We start from the raw sequence: 3,278 nt of genomic DNA, 5'->3' as shown, positions 1-3,278 counted from the left end.
CACCTCCCCCACGCTCCCGCCATGGCCCACCCGCTCGACCTCGCCCTCATCGCGCACCTCATTGGCGAGCCCGCCCGCGCGGGCATGCTGTCGCGCCTGCTGGAGGGCCCGGCACGTACCGCGGGCGAGCTGGCGCGTGACGTGGGCCTCACCCCGCAGACGGTGAGTGGCCACCTGTCGAAGTTGCTCGAGGGTGGACTGGTGCGGGTGGAGGCGCAGGGCCGCCACCGCTACTACCGCCTGGCGGGGCCGGACGTGGCGCGGGCGCTGGAGGCGCTGAGCCTGCTGGCGCCCACGCGCCCCGCGCCCGAGGTGAAGGTGCCGCCGCCGCTGCGCTTCGCGCGCACGTGCTACGACCACCTGGCGGGACGGCTCGGCGTGGACCTGGCGGACGCGCTGGAGCGGCGCGGCTACCTGGAGGCGTCCGAGGAGACGTGGGCGCTCACCCCTGCGGGGGAGCACTTCCTGGCACGGCTGGGCGTGGAGGCGGGCCCCCTCTCACGGGGGCGCCGGGCCTTCGCGCGCCGCTGCCTGGACTGGAGCGAGCGCCGGCCCCACGTGGGCGGGGCCCTGGGCGCCGCGCTGGCGGAACGCCTGTTCGCGCTGCGCTGGATTGCGCGCCGGACGGAGGGCCGCGGGGTGCGGCTCACCGTGGAAGGCCAGCGCGGCTTCGACCGGGAGCTGGGGCTGTGCTGGCCGTGAGGCGAAGCAGGCCGGAGGACTAGCCGCGGCCCATGCCGGCGGCGCCGATGCGCGCGGCCTCGCGGCGCACCGTGGCCTGCTCCAGCTCGAAGCGGGCGTCCTCGGCGGACAGCCCCTTGAGGCGCTCCTGCGCCTCCGTCATGCGGCGGCGGGCGCTCTCCACGTCGATGCCGGCCACGGGCTCGGCCGCGTCGGCGAGCACCAGCACCTTGTCATTGCCCACCTCCACGAAGCCGCCCGCGACGAAGTAGGACTCGCGCCGGCCGCCATCAATCAGCGTCAGCGGGCCCGGCTCCATCAGCGACAGGAACGGGGTGTGCCCCGGCCGCACGCCGAACAGGCCCCGGCCGCCGGGGACGACGGCCTCGTCGGCCTGCACCGACAGGATGCGCTTCTCAGGGGTGACAATCTCCACGGTCAGCTTGGCCATGACACTCCTCGAACTACCGCATCAGAACGTGAGCTTGTGGGTGCTTCCGCCCACCGGCTCGAACTCCACCACCCCGGCGTCCGTCAGCCGGGGCCCCTTGCCGGGGATGCCGAGCGTGCCCTCCAGCCACTTGAAGTGGTGGGTGAGCTGGCGCACCTCGGAGAGCTGCCGCGTGGAGAGCAGCTCCGTCAGCCGCTTCTCCAGGAGCCGGTTGCCCTGCTTATCGTACTGCGCCGCCACCACCACGTTGGCCCAGGCCGGCGGCCCCTTGGGCTTGCGCTTCTGGCCCTTCTTGCGCGGGGCCGGCGGCGGCGCCTTGCCCTTCTCCACCAGCGGCCACAGCACCCAGACGCGCTCGCCGTCGTTGGAGACGAAGAAGAAGTCGTCCACGTTGCCCAGGCACTGAGGCAGCGACCAGGCGGGACCGCTCTCCTTCGACACCTCCAGCCGGCACTTGCCCGGAGCTTCCTCCACGAGGCGCACGCTGTAGAGGCCGTTCGCGCTCACCCGGGCCCGCCCCTCGCGCTTCTCCGCCAGGGCGGGGAACGCCAGGAGCAACAGGGCCAGGGCAAGCGCGGGGCGACGCATGGTCACCTCTGGGAGGACCGAGGGTGGGACGACGGCGACCTTAAGCGGCCGCCATCTTCTTGGCGTTCTCGACGACCTCGTCGATGGAGCCCGTCATGTAGAAGGCGCCCTCGGGGATGTCGTCGTGCTTGCCCTCGACGATCTCCTTGAAGCCCTGGATGGTGTCCTGGAGCTTCACGTAGCGGCCGTCCTTGCCCGTGAAGACCTTGGCCACGAAGAAGGGCTGCGACAGGAAGCGCTGGATCTTGCGGGCGCGGGCCACCACCAGCTTGTCCTCCTCGGACAGCTCATCCATGCCGAGGATGGCGATGATGTCCTGCAGCTCCTTGTAGCGCTGGAGCACGCCCTGGACCTTGCGGGCCACCGCGTAGTGCTCCTGGCCGATGACGCCCGGGTCCAGGATGCGGCTGGTGGAGTCCAGCGGGTCCACGGCCGGGAAGATGGCCAGCTCGGCGATGGAGCGGTTGAGCACCGTCGTCGCGTCGAGGTGGGCGAACGCCGTGGCGGGCGCGGGGTCCGTCAGGTCGTCGGCGGGCACGTAGATGGCCTGCACCGAGGTGATGGAGCCCTTGGTGGTGGAGGTGATGCGCTCCTGGAGGCCGCCCATCTCCGTGGACAGCGTGGGCTGGTAACCCACGGCGCTGGGGATGCGGCCCAGGAGGGCGGACACCTCGGAACCGGCCTGGGTGAAGCGGAAGATGTTGTCCACGAAGAGGAGCACGTCACGGCCCTCCACGTCGCGGAAGTACTCCGCCATGGTCAGCGCGGAGAGGGCCACGCGGGCGCGGGCGCCGGGCGGCTCGTTCATCTGGCCGTACACGAGAACGGCCTGCGAGGCCTCCAGGTTGTCCGTCTGGATGACCTTGGTGTCCTGCATCTCGTGGTACAGGTCGTTGCCCTCGCGGGTGCGCTCGCCCACGCCGGCGAACACGGAGAAGCCGCCGCGCTCCACCGCCACGTTGCGGATGAGCTCCTGCAGGAGCACCGTCTTGCCCACGCCGGCGCCGCCGAACAGGCCAATCTTGCCGCCACGGGTGTAGGGGGCGAGCAGGTCGATGACCTTGATGCCGGTCTCGAACATCTGCACGCGCACGTCCTGCTCCGTGAAGGGCGGGGGCGGACGGTGGATGGACCAGTACTCCTGCGCCTTCACCGGGCCCATCTCGTCCACCGGGTCACCGGTGACGTTCAGGATGCGGCCCAGGGTGGCCTTGCCCACCGGCACCTGGATGGGGGCGCCCGTGTTCTTCACCGACATGCCACGGCCGAGACCCTCGGTGGAGTCCATGGCGATGGTGCGCACCGTGTTCTCGCCCAGGTGCTGCGCCACCTCGAGCACGAGGTTGTCCTGCTCGGCGCCGAGGTTGGGGTTGGTGACCTTCAGGGCCGTGTAGACCTCGGGGAGGCCGCCGGGCGGGAACTCCACGTCGACCACGGGGCCGAGGACCTGGATGATTCTGCCTGCCGTCGGAACTTGAGCGCTCATGGAATTCGTCTGCCTCGCGGGGGGAACGGCATTGACGCCGCGCCCATTCAAAATTCGGCCCGGGTGGGAGGG

The 3,278-nt window shown here is 71.2% G+C and carries 4 protein-coding genes; 1 reads left to right on the top strand and 3 read right to left on the bottom strand.

All coding sequences use genetic code 11. From position 1 onward, the window contains the following. Positions 1-702 (top strand): ArsR/SmtB family transcription factor (locus HG543_RS52680; RefSeq protein ID WP_246357933.1); only part of this gene is annotated, 702 nt, incomplete at its 5' end. A 19-nt stretch (positions 703-721) separates the two neighbouring features. On the opposite strand, the gene HG543_RS52675 is transcribed toward HG543_RS52680, so the two are convergent. Genes HG543_RS52675 through atpD form a run of 3 tightly spaced genes read right to left on the bottom strand, consistent with a single transcriptional unit; the run spans position 722 to position 3,206 of the window. Next, positions 722-1,132 carry a F0F1 ATP synthase subunit epsilon gene (locus HG543_RS52675; protein WP_169352526.1) on the bottom strand — a complete coding sequence of 137 codons (411 nt, stop codon included), beginning with the start codon at positions 1,130-1,132 and terminating at the stop codon, positions 722-724. A gap of 21 nt (positions 1,133-1,153) precedes the next feature. Beyond that, a complete protein-coding gene (locus HG543_RS52670) occupies positions 1,154-1,720 on the bottom strand; it encodes a hypothetical protein (protein WP_169352525.1) in 567 nt (188 codons plus the stop codon). A 40-nt stretch (positions 1,721-1,760) separates the two neighbouring features. Beyond that, positions 1,761-3,206: a F0F1 ATP synthase subunit beta gene (gene atpD / locus HG543_RS52665; RefSeq protein ID WP_169352524.1), complete on the bottom strand. Its 1,446-nt coding sequence runs from the start codon at positions 3,204-3,206 to the stop codon at positions 1,761-1,763. Positions 3,207-3,278: the final 72 nt, after the last annotated feature.

Origin of the sequence: Pyxidicoccus fallax, assembly GCF_012933655.1 — a bacterium.
GTDB classification, from domain to species: Bacteria; Myxococcota; Myxococcia; order Myxococcales; family Myxococcaceae; genus Myxococcus; species Myxococcus fallax.
The sequence above is the reverse complement of the archived record's forward strand: the minus strand, read 5'-3'. Positions and strand labels throughout refer to the sequence as shown.

Coding starts and splice junctions, on each gene's coding strand:
- HG543_RS52675 (WP_169352526.1), bottom strand. CDS start 1,132: ATGGCCAAGCTGACCGTGGAGATTGTCACCCCTGAGAAGCGCATCCTG.
- atpD (WP_169352524.1), bottom strand. CDS start 3,206: ATGAGCGCTCAAGTTCCGACGGCAGGCAGAATCATCCAGGTCCTCGGC.
- HG543_RS52670 (WP_169352525.1), bottom strand. CDS start 1,720: ATGCGTCGCCCCGCGCTTGCCCTGGCCCTGTTGCTCCTGGCGTTCCCC.